This window comes from Areca yellow leaf disease phytoplasma (assembly GCF_041920595.1).
This window is the reverse complement of record NZ_CP169277.1, coordinates 280,661-281,839: the sequence shown is the minus strand read 5'-3', so window position 1 is coordinate 281,839 and position 1,179 is coordinate 280,661. Positions and strand designations below refer to the sequence as shown.

Annotated in this window: 1 pseudogene; it reads right to left on the bottom strand. The window is 25.8% G+C overall.

What is annotated here, in order from left to right:
* Positions 1–1,179, bottom strand: a pseudogene (locus ACEW7V_RS01595) (excinuclease ABC subunit UvrA); the annotation flags it as partial.

Here is a 1,179-nt window from a genome sequence, read left to right as displayed (position 1 = left end):
AACTTCTTTGAGAGCTAAATTAATAATTTTTGTCTCTTCGTTGGACAATTCTAAATTTTGGAAAAAAGAAAGGGTTTGTTCAATTGATAAATCAGTTGTTTCAGAAATATTTTTATTATTAATTTTAAAAAAGAAGCCCCCTTGATTGCCTGTCTCTTATATGTTTTTGCATTTTTTTTAAATCATATAATTTTTTTTTTTTTTTTTTCTTTTTTTTTTTGAGCCATTCGCTGGTTGTTTCTTCAAAACTTCTTTTAACATAGAAGCTATACCTTCAAAAAATCATATTTAGGAGTTTTGGTGGTGGTATTTTTGTAAAAACGAGAAAACGCAAAGGAGGCGTTAAAGGAATTTGGGTCAGGTGAACCATAAAGAATAATATTTAGTTTTTTAGATCTATTTTTTAAAGGAACAGTCATATCAATTTGATAATGATTGGCTACAGCTTTAATTTGTTCTTTAGCTAGCAAAATTATTATATTCATTATTACTTTTAAAAATTAAAATTGCACCTTTATTTAATGGTTTTTCATAATCTAGAATCATATCGCAATCAATTTCTGCTGTTTTTCCAATCCTTTACAAATTTGGCAAGCTCCTAAAGGAGTATTAAATGAAAAAAAGTCTTGATTCGCGCAGGGAATATCAAAAATTAATGCCTTCTAAATGATAATTGCAATTTAGTTTTAATATTTGATGGTTTTTATTGTTGTTTTCATTCTTATTACTATTTTTACTATTTTTACTTTGATAATTCATAATAAAAACTTTTCCTTGAGCTAAATTTAGAGCTTGTTCTAAGGCTTCAAAAAGACGAGTTTGATTATCTGAATTAACTTCAAAACGGTCAATTACTACATAAATATTATGATATTGATTTGATAAAGAAGGAATATCCATTAAATAAAGGTAATTTTAATAATCATTACTTATTAAACCATCTTTGCAGTAGCTTCTATGTTTTGATAAAATCTTTTTTTCTTTCCCAATTATAGGAGCAAGAATTAATATTAGTTGCTTGGAAAATATTTGATTAGTTTTAGTAATCATTTGTTCTTTGGTTTGTTTTTCTAAGACAATATTTTTTTCAGGATGAAAAGGAACTGCAATATTGGCATAAATTAATCTTAAATAATCATATATTTCTGTGGTTAGTTCCTACAGTAGAACGAGGATTAG